Consider the following 18,558-nt stretch of genomic DNA (forward strand, 5'->3'; position numbering starts at 1 on the left):
GAAAAGAACTGCAGTTTTGCAGACTTTGGACGAAATGATTTTGAAATTTGGAAGTATAAAGGTTTAGCCGGTTCAGTTCAGTGTTGAACTGTCTCTATGATCATCAGGGAGGGGAACACCCATCGAACGTTTGCCCAAAAAGGCGAGACAGCAGCAGCTCGTCCAAATTATCGAAGAAAATCCGTTCATCACGGACCAGGAGCTCACCCGGCGGCTGAAAGTCAGCATCCAGACGATTCGGCTCGATCGCATGGAGCTCGGGATCCCGGAGCTGCGGGAGCGGATGAAGCTGATGGCGGAGCGCTCTTACGACCAGGTCAGGTCGCTGCCGCTCCATGAAGTGATCGGGGAAATCGTTGACCTGCAGTTGGACAAAAGCGGGATCTCGATCTTTGAAATCCGCGAGGAGCATGTGTTCTCCCGGACCGGCATCGCCCGCGGCCACCATGTTTTCGCCCAGGCCAACTCCTTGGCCGTCGCCGTCATCAATGACGAGATTGCGCTGACGTTTTCCGCGGACATCCGCTTTATCCGCTCGGTCCATTTGGGGGAGAAGTGCATCGCCAAAGCGTATGTACGGCCTTCCTCGGGGCAAAAAGGAAAAGCCAGGGTAGAGGTTTTTACATATGTCGGAGAAGAGATGGTGTTTCAAGGAAACTTCGTCATTTACCGTTCTACGGGAGAGGACAGACATGAAGGAGGGAATCATCATGAGAATCGCCATTGATGCCATGGGCGGGGATCATGCGCCGCAAAGCACCGTCGAGGGCGCGCTGGCTGCGGCCAGGGAATGGAGCGACACGGAGATCGTTCTGGTCGGAAAAGAGCAGGTGCTAAGGCCGATGCTGGAGGGCGCTCCGGCAAACCTGCGCATCCACCCTGCGGAGGAAACCATCGAAGCGGAGGATGAGCCGGTTAAAGCCGTCCGGCGCAAAAAAGACGCCTCGATGGTCGTCGCCGGCCGGCTCGTCCGCGAGGGCGAAGCCGACGCGATGATTTCGGCCGGCAACACCGGCGCGCTCATGACGACCGGGCTGCTCGTCGTCGGCCGCATGGAGGGGATCGAGCGGCCGGCGCTGGCGCCGATGATCCCGACCGTTGACGAGCGCGGCGTGCTGGCGCTGGACCTTGGCGCCAACATGGACGCAAAGCCGGAGCATTTGGCGCAGTACGCGCTGATGGGCAGCGTTTACCGCGAAAAGGTGCACGGGATCGCGAAACCGCGCGTTGGGCTTCTGAACGTCGGCACGGAAGCGATGAAAGGCAATGAGCTGACCAAGGCGGCCTATCCGCTGCTGGAGGAGCTGCCGGTCAACTTTGTCGGCAACGTGGAAGCCCGCGATATTTTGACCGGCGCTTGCGATGTGCTGGTGTGCGACGGGTTTGCCGGCAACATTTTGCTCAAATCACTGGAAGGAACGGCGGGTACGCTGTTTTCGATTCTAAAGCGGGAATTTACGAAATCCTGGAAAAACAAGCTGGCCGCAGCGGTGCTGATGCCGTCTTTGCGCGGACTGAAGCAAACGCTTGACTACAAGGAACACGGGGGAGCACCGCTTTTGGGGCTTAGCGGACTTGTCGTCAAAGGGCATGGCTCTTCGGATGGAGGAGCGATCAAAAACGCCGTGCGCCAGGCGCGTTTAGCGCTGCAAAACAAACTGACGGAGAGCATAGCACGGGAAATCAGCGGGAAGTGAGTGATTGAAGCTAATGAAATTACGTTCGGTAGGGATTATCGGGACCGGGAAATACGTTCCCGAAAAAGTGTTGACGAATGCCGATTTGGAAAAAATGGTGGATACCAATGACGAGTGGATCGTATCGCGGACGGGAATCCGGGAACGCCATATCGCCGCTCCGGAGCAAGCGACGTCCGATCTGGCGTATGAAGCCGCGGTGCGGGCGCTAAAGTCCGCGGGCTTGGCGGCGGAGGATTTGGATCTGATTATTGTGGCCACGATTACGCCGGATATGGCGTTTCCGTCCACGGCCTGCATTTTGCAGGATAAGCTTGGGGCCAAAAAGGCGGCCGCGTTCGACTTGTCCGCCGCCTGCTCGGGTTTCGTCTACAGCATGGCTGCGGCCAACGGTTTTATTCAGACGGGAATGTACAGAAACGCTTTGGTGATCGGCGCCGACACCTTGTCCCGCATCACCGACTATACGGACCGCAATACATGCGTGCTGTTCGGCGACGGCGCGGGGGCGGTCGTGCTTGGCGAGGTGCCGGAAGGACGCGGATTCCTCTCCTTCGATTTGGGCGCGGAAGGCGCCGGCGGCGTGCAGCTTAACCTGCCTGCGGGAGGCTCCCGGCTTCCGGCCTCGGAGGCGACGGTTGCGGAGCGTAAGCATTACCTTTATATGAACGGCCGCGAAGTGTTCAAATTCGCGGTGCGCGTGATGGAGAACGCGACCGAGGAAGTCTTGCGCAAAGCGGGCAAGAGCAAAGAGGACATCGATCTGTTCGTGCCGCACCAGGCCAATATCCGCATTATTCAATCGGCGATGCAGCGGCTGAATTTGTCAGAGGAAAAATGCGTCATCAACGTGGATAGATACGCCAACACGTCGGCGGCTTCCATTCCGCTTGCGCTCGTTGAAGCGGCGGAGGAAGGCCGGATGAAGGAAGGCGACACGCTGCTGCTCGTCGGCTTCGGCGGCGGACTGACCTGGGGAGCTTCCGTGCTGGTGTGGTAGGGCGCTGGACTGACTAGTATTTTTGACATAGGGAGTGCACAAGATGGGCAAATTGGCATTTGTTTTTCCCGGGCAGGGTTCCCAAAGCGTCGGAATGGGTAAGGATATATATGACGCGCTGCCTTCGTCCCGGAACTTATTTGATACCGCGGATAAAAAATTGGGCTTTCCGCTTTCCCAGCTTGTTTTTGAAGGGCCGGAAAGCGAATTGAAGCAGACGGCCAACACGCAGCCGGCGCTGCTTACGGCCAGTGTGGCGCTGCATCAAGCGTTTGCGGCCAAAGGCTTCGCGCCGGATTATGTCGCCGGACACAGCCTGGGCGAGTACAGCGCGTTAACGGCGGCCGGGGCGCTTGCTTTTGAAGACGCCGTCTCGATTGTGCGCGCCCGCGGCGAGTATATGGAGCAGGCTGTACCCGGCGGGCAGGGGGCGATGGCTGCGGTGCTTGGCGGCGAACGCGAGGCGCTGGCGCAGCTCTGCGCGGATATTACTGCCGGCGGAGCGCTAGTCGAGCTCGCCAACGTCAACTGCCCGGGGCAGATCGTCGTCTCCGGCAGCAAGGAAGGCGTTGCGCAGGTCGCCGAACGCGTCAAGGAGATCGGGGCCAAACGGGCGATTCCGCTTGAAGTCAGCGGGCCGTTTCATTCCTCGCTGATGAGAGCGGCGGCGGAGCGTCTGGCGGACAAGCTTGCGGGCGTAACGTTCAAGGATGCTTCCGTTCCGGTTGTCGCGAATGTCACCGCGCGCCCGGTTCAAAGCGGGAGCGACATTTCCAAGCTGCTGGTGGAGCAGGTGTATTCGCCCGTGCTTTGGGAGGACAGCGTCGCCTGGCTGATTGCGCAAGGTGTGGACACCTTCGTGGAGATCGGGCCGGGAAGCGTGCTTACCGGACTAATCAAAAAAATCGACAAATCGCTGCGTTTGTTCAACGTCAGCGGCCTGGAGAGCCTGGAGCAAACCGCGGCCGCGCTGGGATAAACGTTCAGACCCGCCTCTGATATTTAGGTGCGGATCGCCGCAAAGGAGCGATACGGCTTGCTTGAACATCCCCGTTTCGGCCGCTAGTCGGCCGGATGGAGAGCGCACGGCCGTGCTTCAAGAATGGCGACAAAGATAATATGGAAATCACTTGAACTGCCTCTTAAACTAAATTGAAAGGAGATGAACATGGTGAGTAGACCGCTTCAGGGCAAAACCGCTCTCGTTACCGGAGCGTCGCGCGGCATCGGGCGCAGCATTGCGCTGGCGCTCGCTGCAGCCGGGGCCGATGTGGCCGTCAATTATGCCGGAAACGAACAGGCCGCGGCGGGCGTTGTCGCCGAAATCGAGGCACTTGGCGTCAAAGCGTATGCCGTCAAAGCCCATGTTGGAAACAGCCAGCAGTTTGAGGATATGGTCAAAGGCATGCTGGACGCCTGGGGCCGGATCGACATTCTGGTGAATAACGCGGGCATTACTAGAGATAATTTAATTATGCGCATGAAGGAAGAAGAGTTCGATCAGGTCATCGAGACGAATCTCAAAGGCGTATTCAACGGCATCAAAGCCGTTACCCGGCCGATGATGAAACAACGCTCTGGGCGCATCATCAACATTTCCTCGGTCGTCGGCGTGCTGGGCAATGCGGGGCAGGCCAATTACGTGGCGGCCAAAGCCGGCGTCATCGGTTTGACGAAATCGTCGGCCCGCGAGCTGGCCTCGCGGGGCATTACGGTGAACTGTATCGCGCCTGGGTTTATCGAGACCGACATGACCGATCAGTTGCCTGAGGATCTACGCCAAAACATGCTGGCCGGCATCCCGCTGGCGCGTTTGGGCCAGCCGGAGGAAATCGCGAAAGTTGCCGTATTCCTCGCTTCGGATGGCGCGTCCTACATGACCGGACAAACGCTGCATGTCGACGGCGGGATGTATATGTAATTGCATCTCTCGCTTCTATGGCATTTTAGCGGCAATTCTCGTATAATACCAAAGAGGAGGTGAACCGGATGTCCGATGTATTTGATCGCGTAAAGCGCATTGTAGTGGATCGCCTCGGCGCTGACGAAGCCGAAGTGACGCTGAAAGCGTCTTTCAAAGATGACCTTGGTGCTGATTCGCTCGACGTAGTTGAATTGGTCATGGAGTTGGAAGATGAATTCGATCTGGAAATTTCAGACGAAGATGCTGAGAAGATTACGACCGTAGGTGAAGTTGTAAACTACATACAATCTCATACCTAATGTCATTCCAAAGTCCCGTACCTCCTTACAAGAAGGCGGGACTTCTCCTCATTTTGACATGAGCGTCGTTTTTTCTTGGAAATACATTTTGCATGGTACACATGTAGTCCATACGAGGTGAGTGTGTTTGAAGCATAGAGTAGTGATAACGGGTATGGGCGTCGTAACCGCGCTCGGACAAGATCTGGATACGTTATGGAACAATCTGGTGCAGGGGAAATCCGGCGTTTCCGCTATCGACTCGTTTGATGTTAGCGAATATCCGACGCGCATTGCCGCATCGGTCAAGGACTTTAATCCCGAAGATTACATGGACCGCAAGGAAGCGCGGAAAATGGACCGCTTTGTTCAGTTTGCGGCGGCGGCAGCCAAAAGCGCATTGGAAGACAGCAGTCTGAATATCGCCGAACAGGCCGACCCGGAGCGGGTGGGCGTGATGATCGGTTCAGGGATTGGCGGTCTCGGTACTTGGGAGGATCAGCACAACATTTTGCTGGAAAAAGGCCCGAAACGCGTGAGTCCCTTTTTTATTCCGATGATGATTGCGAACATGGCTTCCGGCTACGTCTCGATTTTGTTTGGCGCCAAAGGGCCCAACACGACGGCGGTGACGGCGTGCGCTACCGGAACTCATTCCATCGGCGATTCGTACAAGCTCATCCAGCGGGGTGACGCCGATGTGATGATTTGCGGCGGCGCGGAGGCGACGATCCGCCCGACTGGTCTGGCGGGATTTTGCTCCATGCGGGCGATGTCGACGCGCAATGACGAGCCGGAGAAGGCGAGCCGGCCGTTCGACCTCGAACGCGACGGATTCGTTATGGGCGAGGGCGCAGGCATTTTCATTCTGGAAGAACTGGAGCACGCGAAGAAACGCGGCGCGAAAATTTATGGCGAGGTCATCGGCTACGGGCTTAGCGCGGACGCTCACCATATGACTGAACCGGACCCGAACGGGCCGGAGCGTTGCATGAAGATGGCGATCCGCGATGCCGGCATCGAGCCCGAGCAAATTGATTATATCAATGCCCACGGTACTTCGACGCCGGTCGGCGACCGCTCGGAAACGATCGCGATCAAAAACGCGCTTGGCGACCACGCCTACAAAGTGGCCGTCAGCTCGACGAAGTCGATGACCGGGCATTTGCTGGGCGCAGCGGGCGGCGTCGAAGGCGTGATTTGCGGACTGACGCTGAAGCACGGCGTGATCCCGCCGACGATCAATTTGGAGCATCCGGACCCGGAATGCGATCTGGATTACGTTCCCAACGTAGCGAGAAAGGCCGATGTGCGGGTGGCTATGTCCAATTCCTTCGGTTTCGGCGGACACAACGCCACGATCATTATCAAGAAACTCGAAGCATAAGGGGTTAAGTTCGGTGAATGGAGATCTGAAGCAGTTACAGCAAAAACTTGGGCTGTCGTTCCAAAACAGGCAGCTTTTGAAACAGGCCTTCACCCATGCATCTTACGTTAACGAGCACCGCTTCAGTCAATATGAGGATAACGAGCGCCTGGAGTTTCTTGGCGATGCCGTGCTTGAATTGACCGTTTCGGAGCATTTATACCGGTTATTTCCGGACCGTCCCGAAGGCGAATTGACGAAGCTGCGCGCCGCGATCGTTTGCGAGCCGTCGCTGGTGAAGTTTGCCGAAAGTCTGGAATTTGGCCATTACGTATTGTTAGGGAAAGGGGAGGAACTGACGGGGGGGCGGACGCGTCCGGCGCTGCTGGCCGACGTGTTTGAGTCTTTTATCGGCGCGTTATACCTGGATCAGGGCCTGGAAGCCGCTACTGCGTTCCTTCATCGCCATGTTTTTTCCCAATTGACGTTTGACGGGAAACTGCAGACGAGCGATTACAAGACAGAGCTGCAGGAGTTGACTCAGCATCATAATATGGGCACGCTGGAATACCGGATCATCGAAGAGCGGGGACCTGCCCATGAGCGCGAGTTCGTCTCCGAGGTTTGGATGGAGGGCCGCGCGCTGGGCCGGGGAACCGGCCGGTCCAAGAAGGAAGCCGAGCAGCAGGCCGCGGCTGTAGCGCTGAATGTGTTGAAGGAGTCCGATTCCCGAGATTAATGCAGAAATGAAAAAGGCTGTTCCGCAGGTTCGTTAGGACCTGGGGGCAGCCTTTTTTTGTGGCGGTTATAGGAATAGCGGTAAAAAAGGGCCTTATTTTCGGTGAAAAAGGGAGTACAACAAAAATAGAGGGATTTTATTCCACTATTTTAGAAATATGTGAGCAAACAGGCGGTTTTTTCAAGCCAGCTTCCGAAATAACGGAAAAAATTTCCGCTATTTTGCACGGGAGAAGGGGAATTACAGCAATAACGACATAAATTGTCTCTATTTTCGGCATGGGTTTGATTTGCATCAGAGGACCGCCGATTCTGCGGGGGCTTTACAGGACTGTGAAGAATGGGCAGGTTCGATTAACATCAACCAACTTAGGTTAAAGAACATTCTTTTTTCGGGGATTGCTCATCAGCGAAAGAGTAGCCAAGTCGGCATAAAAGTTCCAATAATCCTGCACATCGACATCTAATTAGACATGTTTTGTTGTTTATGATAACGGATTTTTCCAAACTGATTTGTAAAGCATCGAATACCTCTTTATAGCTTGATTTATTTAATTGATATTTAGCTAGTTCATATAATAAAAAAGCTAACGAATTCGACATAAACTGGTCTGTGTATACGTCAGTGGCCTGTTGTTCCTTTATTGATGCCGTAATATATGAATCAAATCGGAGGAGAATGTCATCAACGTTGATATTATATTGATTTGCAGCTCTCAATATAATGACCAGCGCCGGAAGAATCTCTTCTTCTTTCGTTTCAATATATGCTATGTAATCCGGAAGAACGCTAACATCGCCGGATGATAATTTAATAACATAAAGATTGGCCTCCGCCCATTTCTGGAACAGTTCCTTCCAATGCAAAGTGTCCTTATCCGTTTCTTTAACCCAACTTAGATCAGCATAGGCATATGTATATCTTAACGCCTGCTCATAGTCTCCTTTGGCATTGTATACGTCAGCAAGAAACAAATTAGATAGAGCTAGATATGAAAACAGCGGCCTGCTGGGCTTTTTTGGGGAATGCGCATTCCTTCCGGATTGAAGATTTAAGGTGTATTGCATCTTCGCTTTTAATTCCATTTCATGCGCAATTTTCTCTACTTGATCCCAACGGTATAAGCAGCGGTACGTATTTCCTAAATCCTTTAAGGCGTCTAGTTGATCGAATTCATCCAAGCGGTCGACAAATGGCTCGAATTGGATGGCCGCTTGATAGTTTTTCTCCTGGTCTTCACCTTGTCTTAACAAAAACAAGCGATATTGGCACATGGCAAGCCGTTCCGAATGCTGCATCCTTTCGCTCATTGCCACGTTTTCGTACAGGATGGCGGAGGCCTCCTTCAGACCGCGTTGAAAAAAATCCTCGGCGGCTTCGAACAACAGTGGCAAATACATCAGGTTGTCAAGCAAAATGCCTGTGACCTGCCGAATGCAGTCCAGCTTGTCCAATTCCGCGCAGCGGTCTAAAAAAGGACCAGCTCTGCGCCAATCGGGCGCGGTTTGAGCGAGGAATTCCTCGATATATTGTTCGTAAAAATAACCCTCAGGCAAAGCCAAAGCAGCAGTGATCGAATCCAGATGCGTCGCGTTCAACAACCGCTTGCCGTTTAAAATCGAGCTGAACGAGCCCGTGTTTATTCCGGCTTTTTGACTTAACTGGAGCAAGGTTAAACCGTTTTGCTCCATAAACTTTCTGATTTCCGCAAGAATCGTGGTTGTATGTTTCAAATTAACCACCCCTTAAATACGCGAAGCTGATCACCGAATTCGTTTCCGATTATATACAAATATACTCACATTATGAATTTTGGTCAATTGGTTAATTTGAACTTATAAGTTAAATTTCTGTGGCGGCTGCTGCAACCGTTAGGTTTTCGCCGGACCGGCCACCAATACCGTCGCGAACAACGCTGGGGGTTCGTTAAATAGAGGGAATTTTTCATATTAGCGAAACATTTTCCCTTAACCGGCGTCAGTATATCGCAGATATATATGCAGTTTATGGAAGAAGGGAGATATTACAGTTGGAAACTGGAAAACGCTGGGTGAGCGGATTTTTGGCGGCTGTCCTTGCGGTGACGGTTGGTGCTTCTGCATGGGTTCACGATGCGGGGGCGGCGTCATCTGTACAGCCGGTAAGTGCCGCGGGCGGGTTCGGACATGGAGTTGCTGCTTGGAGTGACGGTTCGGTGACGGGCTGGGGATACAACAAATTCGGACAAGTTGGTGACGGAACCTCCATAGATCAGTTTGTGCCCAAAACGATAGCCGGGTTGCCGGAAATTGTCCAGGTTCAGGCAGGTGAACGCACTTCATTTGCAGTAAGCAAGGACGGAGAAGTTTGGGCATGGGGGGATTTCTATTCTCGTTATGTCAGCGGGGATCCCATTCTTCCCTATCAGAAGCGGGGGGAGCCGGTTAAGGTAGAACAGCTGCAGGACGTGAGGCGCCTTGCCTATTCGGACCCGTATGCTTCTATCGCCATTCATAAGGACGGCACAGCAACGTTATGGTACCCGTCTTTCCAGGAAGACTACAAATCTTATGATATCAAGCTTACTCCGCTTAAAGGCTTCACTAATGTTCAGGATGCCGTGATAGCAGGATACGAAGCCGTCGTTCTGACGGAGGGCGGAAACGTAGGCACTTTGAATCTGTACAACAGCTATTACGACAGATACCGCACAGAGAGCGAGCTGAAAGAAGTAAAACCTCTGGTATCCTCAATTGAGCAGATGGCGGTATCGGCGAGGGATGTATTTTTCCTGCACCAAAACGGCAGCATCCTTCGTTGGAATGCCGACACTAAAGAGCCGCCGGCTGTAGTCAAGAATCTCAGCGGTGTCAAGGACATCAAAGAGATCAAAACAGGTTATAATCGCTTGTATATGTTGAAGGACAACGGGACCGTCTGGCAGTGGGATTACAACACGGGCCAGTCAGCCAAACCGTTTCAGGTGCAGGGACTCACCGGGATCAAGACAATCGAGGGAACTTACGGTCAAACCGGGTATGCGATCAGCAAAAATGGAAAATTGCTGGCATGGGGCGACGGCTACTACTCCGGTATGGGAACGGACAGCAGCTCGCAGCAGATAAAAGAAGGCGGAATTGCTCAAGTGCTGCCTCCTTTCTCCTTTAAGGTTAACGGGCAGAATGTGCAATTTTACGCGACAGCGGCTATTGTTGACGGCAAACTGTACGTACCCTACAGTAGTGTATTTGAAGCGCTGGGCGTCAAAACCAAAACCGTGCAGTCCAATCCCGATCCGAAAAACTACAATCGGACATATTCGGTGATATCCTTTTCCTATAACGGGCAGACCGTGGCATTTAAACGGAGCGACCGGACGGTGCTGCTGGTAAACGGGAAGGCGTCCAAGGAGGAGGTAGATCTGCCGTTCCTGGCCAACTCCACCTTGTATCCGCTAGAGCTGATCTGTGAGAAGCTGGGAATCCCGCTGGATTGGAACCGGGAGACCGGGGAAGTTCGTCTCGGCGAAAGCTCGCAATAAATCGATATAAGAAAAGATCGAAGACAGGCTCTATTTTCAGAGGTCTGATCTTCGATCTTTTTTTGGTTCCTATTCAACCAGTCCGCGCAAGCTTTCCATCAGCTCGAGCATATCGATCCCGGCGTGGTTGCCGAGCAGGATAATCGTAACGCCTCCGCCGGCTTCCCGGGACAATCCTGTGGCATAACCCGTACCGCTGCCATTATGAAAGACGATCGTATGGTCTCCCTGTTGTTTGATCATCCAGCCGTATCCGTAGTTTTTGGCCGAATAGGGGGTGAACATTTTTTCCAACGAAGCCGTTTGCAGCACTTCATCCGTATTTAAAGCCGCGTCCCATTTCAGCAGGTCGTCCACGGTCGAGTACAGGCTGCCCGTGCCCGATTGCGAGATATAATCCTCAGCCAGCGTCCAGCCGTTATCTTGACGGACATATCCCTTAATGACCGGTGTGGACAAATCCGCTTCCCCCGTCTCTTTCATGCTTAGCGGTTGGAAGAAGTTTTGCTGCAAATACGCCCCGTATTCCATCCCGGATGCCTGTTCGATGATGGAGGCAAGCAGTACATACCCGATATTGCTGTATTTGAAATCGGTCCCCGGTTCAAATTCCAGCGGCTTGGCTTTGACCGCATCGATCGTTTGCTGCAAGGTCATGCCCGGCTCGCGCGGGATATTTGCAGATAATCCGGAGGTATGAGAGAGCAGCATATGCAGGGTGATCCGGTCGCCGGACGGAAATCCGGGAATGTAGGATTCCAGCGTATCGTCCAGCTTGAGTCTGTCCTCTTCCTCCAGCTTCATGACCGCCGCGGCGGTAAACGACTTCGTCAAGGAGGCGATGCGCGATTTTTGGCCGGCGTGGACAAGCCGGTTTTCATCGCTGTAGCCGTAGCCTTTGCGGAGCAGGATTTGCCCGTCTTTGGCGATCAGGGCGATGCCCGAATATTGCTGATCGATCAAATATTGGTCCGCTTGTCCGGTTTCCCCCGAGACAACCGTTTCTGCGTCCAGGGTTAGATTGATCGCGGTATGGCCGGAGAGCGAAATCGTTGAAAGGTCGGCCTTCAAAACTTCGGCGAGCGTTCGCAGCGGCACCATCGTCGTCCCGTCTTTTTGAAACGAAGGCAAGGAGGCCTGAACGGGATAGGCGTTGACCAAGAATTCCGCCGTACCTGGGCGGTGCAGAATCGTATCGCCGTGGAGCTTCAACTCGGTAACGCGTTCGGCCGTGTTCCAGCGTACGGCTGCGCCAAGCAGTTCCGCGGTTTCCCGCAGCGGGACAAAGGTCGTGCCCTTGCGCATCTGCGGTTCGACGCTCCATGTAACAGCATTCCCATCAACCGCGATTGTCGTCGCCATCGCCGCGGCGGTTGCCGTGGCCTGCGGATAGAGCCCAACGCCGGCCGAAAGCGCGATGGCTGCGGTAAGGGACAGCATCGCGGCGGTACGGCCTACGCGACTTTTAAAGCTGCTTTTATGGTGCATATGGCGGTCTTCTCGGTCCGTTTGCCCGCTGACTCGCTCCAAGCTGTCATGGACTTTGGAATAATTGCGGATTAAATGCGTGATATTGCTCATCGTTAGAACTCCTTTTGCCGATATAAGATTGTCTATCAGACTAGCAAAACAAGATGGAGATTTCAAGACTCTCAGGAGAATTATAGCATCTGGGTCAGCGCGCTGGGCAGCGAAAGGCGCTCGTGGCGCCGATCCGCTTGACGGCCTGTGCTGCGGGGCTTGCTGTGTGTTACAATAGTCGTTAGAGGTGATCGTGAACGTATGTTTTTGAAACGGATCGAGCTAGCGGGTTTCAAATCATTCGCGGACAAGACGGAAATGGAATTCGTCCGCGGCATTACCGCTGTAGTAGGACCTAACGGCAGCGGCAAAAGCAATATTTCCGACGGCATCCGCTGGGTGCTCGGGGAGCAAAGCGCCAAATCGCTTCGCGGCGGCAAGATGGAGGACATTATTTTTGCCGGCAGCGATGCGCGCAAGGCGGTGAATTACGGGGAGGTTTCGCTGACGCTGGACAACGGCGATCAGGCGCTGCCGCTCGACTTTAGCGAAGTGACGGTAACCCGGCGGGTCCACCGCAGCGGGGAAAGCGAATATTACATCAACAAGCAGGCCTGCCGCCTGAAAGATATTACCGAGCTGTTCATGGATACCGGGATCGGCAAAGAGGCGTATTCGATCATCGGACAAGGCCGGATCGAGGAGATTTTGAGCACGCGTTCGGAGGATCGCCGCGGTATCTTTGAAGAAGCTTCGGGAATCGTGAAGTACAAAAGCCGCAAGCGCGAAGCCCGCCGCAAGCTGGATGATACGGAGCAAAACCTGCTGCGGATTCACGATCTGATCAGCGAGCTGGAGGATCAAGTCGGACCGCTGAAGGAGCAATCGGAAAAAGCGCTGAAATACAAGGAACTGCGCGAGCAGCTGAAAAATAAAGAAATTTCGCTGTACGTCCATCAGATTGAGCAAATTCATGAGTCCTGGAGCGAGGCCAACGCCAAGCTCACCAAGCTGCAGGAAGAACAGCTCGCTTTGTCCACGGTCGTATCCGCCCATGACGCCAAGCTGGAAAGCGACCGTTTGGCGCTGCGGCAGGTCGAAGACCGGATCGAAACGCTGCAGGCGCAACTGCTGGAATACAGCGAAAGCTACGAAAAAAGCGAAGGCTACGGCGAGGTGCTCAAGGAACGGGCTAAAAACCTGGCTCAGAACCGGGAGCAGCTGCGGCAGTCTTTGGCGGTCAGCGAGGAACGTTATGCTCAGCGTTCGCAGGAGATGGAGCAGCTTACGGCCAAATTCACCGCCGCCGAGCAGCAGCTGGAAGAGCTGCGCCGCGAGCTGGCGGATGAAGAAGCCAAGCTGATCGGGGTGACCGGGGGCATCAGCCAGGCGCAGGAGGAAGGCCTGAAGGGCCAGCTCCTGGAGATCATGAACCAGATGGCGCAGGCGCGCAACGAAATCCATTATGCCGAGCAGCAGAAGGAAAGCGTAAGGCGCCGGATGGACCGGGCCGAAGAGGAAGGCGTCAAGTGGACCGAGGGGCAGCAGCGCCTGAAAGCGCGCAAAAGCGAACTGGAAGCGATGCTGGAGAAGCTGGGGAAAGAGATTTCCGATTTGCGCAGCAAATATATCCAGCAAAGCGAACATCACCAATCGCTGCAAAAGCTCGTCGAGGAAAGCCAAAGCGGTATCCGCAAATGGGAGCAGAAGCGCGAAGGTTTGGTGTCGCGCCGCGATACAATGAAGGAAATGGAAGAGGATTACGACGGCTTTATGCTCGGCGTCAAGGAAGTGCTTAAAGCCGCCAAGAAATCGGTTCTGCCCGGTGTACACGGGGCTGTAGCCGAGCTGATCCGCGTACCCGAAAAGCTGGAAATCGCCGTGGAGACCGCGCTCGGCGGGGCGATGCAGCATATCGTCATGGAGAACGAAGCCGTTTCCCGGCAGGCGATCGCCTTCCTGAAGCAGCGGCAGCTTGGGCGGGCTACGTTCCTGCCGCTCGACGTCATCCGCCCGCGGCAAATTTCCGCGGGTGACAAGCGGCAAATGGAGGACGCCGAAGGCTTCGTCGGCATCGGCGCCGAACTGGTCGGTTATGAGCCGCGTTATGCCGATATCGTCGGCAGCTTGCTGGGCAACGTCGTGTTTGCCACCGATTTGGAAAAGGCGAACAAAATGGCGGCCCGCTGCCAGTACCGGTTCCGGATCGTCACGCTCGAAGGCGATGTCGTCAACGCCGGCGGATCGATGACCGGGGGCAGCCAGCACCGCAAGAACAGCAACCTGCTCGGCCGTAAACGCCAGTTGGACCAATTGGCCGCCGACATCCGCGAAAGCGAAGAAATGCTGGACAAGCTGCGCAAAGGCCTGACCGATGTCCGCAGCCAGGTTGCCAAGTCGGAGAGCGATCTGAACCGGCTGCGCGAGGCGGGCGACGCCAAACGGGCGGAGGAGCAGTCCGCCGCCGGCGACCTGAAGCAGGTCGAGCACGAATGGCGGCATGTTTCGGAGCAGTTTGAACTCTATGGCCAGGAAAAAGGCCAATACGAGAAAGAGCTGGAAGGGCTGGAGGCGACGAAAAAAGCGGCGCAAGAACGCCTGGTGGAGCTGGAGAAAGAAGAGCAGTCCGTGCAGCAGTCGATCCGGGCGGCTGAATTTGCGCGCAAAGCGAGCGAGTCGGCCAAGGAAGAGCTGCAGGATTTGCTAACCGGGCTTAAGGTGCGTGAAGGCAAGCTGGACCAGGAGTGCTCCTCGCTCCGCGAACAGCTCCGCCGCGCCGAAGAAGAATATCAAATCCAGCAGCGTGAATTGGAGCAGAACCGCACGATTCTGCAGTCGATCGAAGCGGATTTGCAGCAAAACGAAGAGCAGAGCGTCCGCCAGCGCGAAGAGCTTAACGATTTCAAGCTGAAGAAGGAACACGCCGGCGAGCAGCTCGAAATGGAGCGCGCGTCGCGCACCGTGCTTGTGAAGAAGCTGGAGGAAGGCGAAAGCGAAACGAAAGAGCAGCGGATCGGTCTGAAGGCCGTGGAAGAGCAGCTGCGGCAAACGGAAATCCAGGCCAACCGGCTCGACGTGGAACTGGACAATATTTTGCGCAAGCTGTCGGAAGACTATGAGCTGAGCTACGAATTGGCCAAGCAGCGCTACGCGGTGCCGGAGGATGTGCCGCAGACCCAGGCCGAGGTGAAGGAGCTGAAACGGCAGATCACCCTGCTTGGCGAGGTGAACCTCGGCGCAATCGAGGAATACAACCGTGTCAACGAGCGGTATCAGTTCCTGACCGAGCAGAAGGACGACCTGGTGGAAGCGAAAACGACGCTGTATCAGGTTATCCGCGAGATGGACGAGGAGATGTCCAAGCGGTTTAAGGTGACGTTTGACGCCATCCGGCGCGAGTTCGTCATCGTTTTCTCCAAGCTGTTTGGCGGCGGTCGGGCGGATTTGGTGCTGCTCGATCCGGACAACCTGCTGGAGACGGGCATCGATGTGGTCGCCCAGCCGCCGGGCAAAAAGCTGCAAAACCTGCAGCTGCTCTCCGGCGGGGAGCGCGCTTTGACGGCGATGGCGCTGCTGTTTGCCATCCTGCAGGTGAAGCCGGTGCCGTTTTGCGTGCTCGACGAAGTCGAGGCGGCGCTGGACGAAGCGAACGTGTCGCGGTTTGCCCAGTATTTGCGGGAGTTTTCCGAGCAAACGCAGTTTATCGTCGTAACGCACCGCAAAGGAACGATGGAGGAGGCCGACGTGCTGTACGGCGTGACGATGGAGGAAGGCGGCGTTTCCAAGCTCGTTTCGGTGAAGCTGGACGACGAGGAGACGATGGAAATCGCCTGATCCCGCTAATCGGGGCTCAAAGCAGCTGGTGCAAAATTGCTTGGCAGCAAGCATTGTGCGATAATGAAGAGGGCTGCCCGAAGCGAATTAACGGCATTTTAAGGCGTTATTTCAGGGCAACCGAGCGTCTTTTCATAATTAACGGTAATCCATGGCGCTATTTTTGGAGACAAGCGTGAATAAAGCGGATTTTGCGTAGGTTTTCCTGAGATAGCGCCATATTTTTCCGCTATGTTGCGGGCAACGTCCGAATGAATTTTAATAACGCCCTTTTTTTCCTTTAAGTTATGATAGGATCGCTACATATACATACCCGGATGAATCAAAGGAGGATAAAGCTTGTATGAGTTTCTTTAAGAAACTGCGAGAAAGCATCGCCGCAAAAACGGAATCGGTAACGAAACAGTTCAGGGACGGCCTGGAAAAAAGCCGCAAAGGCTTTGTCGAGAAAGTCGCGGAACTGGTTACCCGCCGCAAAAAAATAGATGAAGAATTTTTCGAGGAACTGGAGGAAATTTTGATCGGCGCCGACGTGGGCGTGAATACGGTGCTTACGCTGATCGACGATCTGCGCAATGAAGTCAAGCAGCGCCGGATCGAAGACCCGGCGGAGCTGCAGCCGCTGCTGTCGGAGAAGCTGACCGAGCTATTGCGCGGCGATGAGGACAACGAAATACATCTGAGCCAAGACGGGATCAGCGTTATTTTGTTCGTCGGCGTCAACGGCGTCGGCAAAACGACGACGATCGGCAAGCTGGCGCATTACTACAAGCAGCAGGGCAAAAAAGTAATTCTGGCGGCGGGCGATACGTTCCGGGCCGGGGCGATCGAACAGCTTGAGGTTTGGGGCCAGCGGGTTGGCGTCGATGTGATCAAGCAGCAGGCCGGGTCCGATCCGGCGGCGGTCATGTTTGACGCGGTGCAGGCGGCCAAGCAGCGGGGAGCGGACATTTTGCTCTGCGATACGGCGGGCCGGCTGCAAAACAAGTCCAACCTGATGGAAGAGCTGAACAAAATTTACCGCGTTATCCAGCGGGAAATTCCCGGCGCCCCGCATGAGGTGCTGATGGTGCTGGATGCGACGACCGGCCAAAACGCCCTGAACCAGGCCAAGCTGTTTGGTGAAAAAAGCGGCGTCACCGGGCTTGTGCTCACCAAGCTGGACGGAACGGCCAAGGGCGGGATCGTCATCGCGATTCGCCAGGAGCTGAGCCTGCCGGTAAAATTCGTCGGCCTCGGCGAGAAAATCGGCGACCTGCAGAAGTTCGACTCCGAGCAGTTCGTACACGGCCTATTCGCCGGGCTGATCAACGACGAAGAGGCTTCGGCGGAAGCCTGATTCCAAAGTGGATGAAGGTCATGCACCACATAAAGTTCGATGGCGTAAAATGGGTAGACGCCCAAATTTTTTAGCAAGGCAAAAATAAGGAGGCGACAGGGATGGCGAGTACGCATACTTTTGACCGCAGGGAGGAAATTGCCAACGCCGTAACGCACGGGATCGGGGCGCTCTTGAGCGTGGCTGCCCTGGTGCTGCTGATCGTGTTTTCCAGCATAAAAGGGACGGCCTGGCATGTCGTGAGCTTTACGATCTATGGGGCCAGCATGCTGCTGCTTTACCTGTGCTCGACGCTGGTGCACAGCTTTAAAGCAGGCAAAGCGAAGGATGTGTTCGAGTTCTTGGACCATTCCTCCATTTACATCTTCATTGCCGGGACGTATACTCCGTTTTTGCTGGTGGCACTCCGCGGTCCGCTCGGGTGGAGCCTGTTCGGGACGGTATGGGGGATCGCGCTGCTCGGCGTCGTGTTTAAAGCTTTTTTCGTGAAAAGGTTCCTGTTTTTGTCGACGGTATTTTACGTTATCATGGGCTGGCTGATCGTGATTGCGTGGGGGCCGTTAACGGCGGCTGTCGCGTCTCAGGGCATCGTTTTGCTCGTTACGGGCGGCGTTTTGTACACGCTTGGCACTGTGTTTTACGTCTGGCGGGGGTTTCCGTACCATCACGCGATTTGGCACCTGTTTGTGCTGGGCGGCAGCGTTACTCATTTTTTTGCGATCCTGCTGTATTTGCTTCCCCATCACTGAATTTCACATCTTTAACAGCCGCCGCTTTGCGCCCTGTTCGCGAGGCGGCTTTTTTGGCGGTTGTGGGGTGTTTTTGCTGTACAAGCGGCAGCATATTGGGCTTTTCAACATGTTAAGGGAAAATACTTGACATCTTATTCGGCACTGAGGTATCATAGGAAAAGTTGATGCGCTGTAAAGTGTTTTTCCTTGACGGAGGGAGTGCCCAAATGAGTCAGGAGAATAGACTTGAGAAAACGAATCGGATCAACCTTTTGTTTGATTTTTACGAAGCGCTGCTGACGGAAAAGCAGCAGACTTTTTTACGATATTATTTTCTGGACGATTTTTCGCTTGGCGAAATCGCCGCAGAGTTTGAAATCAGCCGCCAAGCGGTGTTCGAGCACATCAAACGGGCCGAAGGCATGCTGGAAACGTATGAAGAGAAGCTTGGGCTGCTTAAGAAGCATGAGGCGCGCAGCGGCGTATTGTCCCGCCTGGAGAAGCTGGTGGAAGGCAGCGCGATGTCGGCGCCCGATAAAGAAGAAGCGAGAAATTTGCTTCGCCAGGCGGAGCAATTGTAATATGGCGTTAAGAAACAAATTTTAGCGA

Annotated in this window: 16 protein-coding genes; 14 read left to right on the plus strand and 2 right to left on the minus strand. The window is 54.6% G+C overall.

The features are described from left to right. The first annotated feature begins 130 nt into the window (after positions 1-130). The 9 genes from fapR (at position 131) to EHV15_RS22140 (ending at position 7,264) form a co-directional block, all read left to right on the plus strand. A complete protein-coding gene (gene fapR / locus EHV15_RS22100; protein WP_128633114.1) occupies positions 131-727 on the plus strand; it encodes a transcription factor FapR in 597 nt (198 codons plus the stop codon). Then, positions 711-1,697 carry a phosphate acyltransferase PlsX gene (gene plsX, locus EHV15_RS22105; protein WP_128633115.1) on the plus strand — a complete coding sequence of 329 codons (987 nt, stop codon included), beginning with the start codon at positions 711-713 and terminating at the stop codon, positions 1,695-1,697. The genes fapR and plsX overlap by 17 nt, the downstream gene beginning before the upstream one ends. Positions 1,698-1,710: 13 nt before the next feature. Further along, the gene (locus EHV15_RS22110; protein ID WP_128635474.1) at positions 1,711-2,697 is read left to right on the plus strand and encodes a beta-ketoacyl-ACP synthase III; all 987 of its coding nucleotides are present in this window, start codon (positions 1,711-1,713) and stop codon (positions 2,695-2,697) included. Between the two features lie 43 nt (positions 2,698-2,740). Next, a complete protein-coding gene (fabD, locus tag EHV15_RS22115; protein WP_128633116.1) occupies positions 2,741-3,676 on the plus strand; it encodes an ACP S-malonyltransferase in 936 nt (311 codons plus the stop codon). Positions 3,677-3,868: 192 nt separating this feature from the next. Further along, positions 3,869-4,618 (plus strand): 3-oxoacyl-[acyl-carrier-protein] reductase, encoded by a 750-nt coding sequence (gene fabG, locus EHV15_RS22120; protein WP_128635475.1) that lies wholly within the window; start codon positions 3,869-3,871, stop codon positions 4,616-4,618. A gap of 68 nt (positions 4,619-4,686) precedes the next feature. After that, positions 4,687-4,920, plus strand: coding sequence for an acyl carrier protein (gene acpP, locus EHV15_RS22125; protein WP_128633117.1), 234 nt, complete (start codon positions 4,687-4,689; stop codon positions 4,918-4,920). 127 nt (positions 4,921-5,047) lie between these two features. Further along, the gene (gene fabF / locus EHV15_RS22130) at positions 5,048-6,286 is read left to right on the plus strand and encodes a beta-ketoacyl-ACP synthase II (protein ID WP_128633118.1); all 1,239 of its coding nucleotides are present in this window, start codon (positions 5,048-5,050) and stop codon (positions 6,284-6,286) included. 13 nt (positions 6,287-6,299) lie between these two features. Beyond that, positions 6,300-7,004, plus strand: a complete 705-nt coding sequence (gene rnc / locus EHV15_RS22135; RefSeq protein ID WP_128633119.1) for a ribonuclease III — start codon at positions 6,300-6,302, stop codon at positions 7,002-7,004. A gap of 59 nt (positions 7,005-7,063) precedes the next feature. After that, positions 7,064-7,264: a hypothetical protein gene (locus EHV15_RS22140; protein WP_128633120.1), complete on the plus strand. Its 201-nt coding sequence runs from the start codon at positions 7,064-7,066 to the stop codon at positions 7,262-7,264. A 108-nt stretch (positions 7,265-7,372) separates the two neighbouring features. Here EHV15_RS22140 and EHV15_RS22145 read toward each other — a convergent pair whose 3' ends face one another. Next, a complete protein-coding gene (locus EHV15_RS22145; protein ID WP_128633121.1) occupies positions 7,373-8,737 on the minus strand; it encodes a helix-turn-helix domain-containing protein in 1,365 nt (454 codons plus the stop codon). Positions 8,738-9,033: 296 nt separating this feature from the next. On the opposite strand from EHV15_RS22145, the gene EHV15_RS22150 reads away from it, so the two are divergent. Next, positions 9,034-10,524, plus strand: coding sequence for a stalk domain-containing protein (locus EHV15_RS22150; protein ID WP_178075932.1), 1,491 nt, complete (start codon positions 9,034-9,036; stop codon positions 10,522-10,524). A 69-nt stretch (positions 10,525-10,593) separates the two neighbouring features. Here EHV15_RS22150 and EHV15_RS22155 read toward each other — a convergent pair whose 3' ends face one another. Beyond that, complete coding sequence (locus EHV15_RS22155) at positions 10,594-12,105, minus strand: serine hydrolase domain-containing protein (RefSeq protein WP_128633123.1); 1,512 nt, start codon at positions 12,103-12,105, stop codon at positions 10,594-10,596. 201 nt (positions 12,106-12,306) lie between these two features. Here EHV15_RS22155 and smc point away from each other — a divergent pair, with 201 nt between their 5' ends. The 4 genes from smc (at position 12,307) to EHV15_RS22175 (ending at position 18,530) form a co-directional block, all read left to right on the plus strand. Beyond that, entirely contained in the window at positions 12,307-15,879 is a 3,573-nt protein-coding gene (gene smc, locus EHV15_RS22160) for a chromosome segregation protein SMC (RefSeq protein ID WP_128633124.1), read from the plus strand. 343 nt (positions 15,880-16,222) lie between these two features. Continuing rightward, positions 16,223-17,218, plus strand: a complete 996-nt coding sequence (ftsY, locus tag EHV15_RS22165; RefSeq protein ID WP_128633125.1) for a signal recognition particle-docking protein FtsY — start codon at positions 16,223-16,225, stop codon at positions 17,216-17,218. A gap of 101 nt (positions 17,219-17,319) precedes the next feature. Beyond that, positions 17,320-17,967 (plus strand): PAQR family membrane homeostasis protein TrhA, encoded by a 648-nt coding sequence (trhA, locus tag EHV15_RS22170; protein WP_128633126.1) that lies wholly within the window; start codon positions 17,320-17,322, stop codon positions 17,965-17,967. A 209-nt stretch (positions 17,968-18,176) separates the two neighbouring features. Next, the gene (locus tag EHV15_RS22175) at positions 18,177-18,530 is read left to right on the plus strand and encodes a putative DNA-binding protein (protein ID WP_128633127.1); all 354 of its coding nucleotides are present in this window, start codon (positions 18,177-18,179) and stop codon (positions 18,528-18,530) included. Positions 18,531-18,558: the final 28 nt, after the last annotated feature.

It is taken from the genome of Paenibacillus oralis (assembly GCF_003863965.1).
Taxonomy (GTDB): domain Bacteria; phylum Bacillota; class Bacilli; order Paenibacillales; family Paenibacillaceae; genus Fontibacillus; species Fontibacillus oralis.